Here is a 618-nt window from a genome sequence, read left to right as displayed (position 1 = left end):
CCGCCGATGTCGAGGCAGCGGCGACCGTCCGCGTCGTGGAAGAGCGGGCGCTTGGGCTTGCCGACGAACCGGTCGCCGAGCGCGGGGAGGTAGACGATCGGGTACTGCAGGCCCTTGCTCGCGTGGATCGTCACGAGCTGCACGGCAGCGGCATCGGAGTCGAGCCGGCGGGTGCGCTCGGCACCCCGACCGTCGCGCGCCTCGAGCACCTGCTGGCGCAGCCAGGCCAGCAGTGCAACGGCGCCCATCTGCTCGCGCTGCGCGACTTCGTGGAGCACCTCGCCGATGTGGCGGACGTCGGTGAGGGTTCGTTCGCCGCCGATCCGGGCGAGCATCCGCGCGGGCATCCCGCCGGACGTCGCGGCCTCGAGCACGGCGGCCACGCCGCGACGGGCCAGCGCCTCCGACCACGAGCGGAGCCGGTCGCCGAGGTCGTCGGCGAGGTCGTCGCCGCCGGCAGCCAGGCCGGCGGCGTCGTACCCGAGGAAGCAGGTGAGCGCCGCTGCCCGCACGCGTGGCGTGCGGTGCGGCTGCTCGAGCGCCTCCAGCAGCGAGAGCCACTCGGTCGCGGCGGGTGTCGCGAAGACACTGCCGCCGCCGGCGATGACGGCCGGGACG

The 618-nt window shown here is 75.2% G+C and carries 1 pseudogene; it reads right to left on the bottom strand.

Features of this window, described 5'->3' with window-relative positions:
• Window positions 1-618: pseudogene (locus ACOADB_RS16745) on the bottom strand (exodeoxyribonuclease V subunit beta); the annotation flags it as partial.

Source organism: Nocardioides sp. CPCC 206348, from assembly GCF_048654705.1.
Classification (GTDB): domain Bacteria; phylum Actinomycetota; class Actinomycetes; order Propionibacteriales; family Nocardioidaceae; genus Nocardioides.
This window is presented reverse-complemented; position numbering and strand designations above follow the sequence as displayed.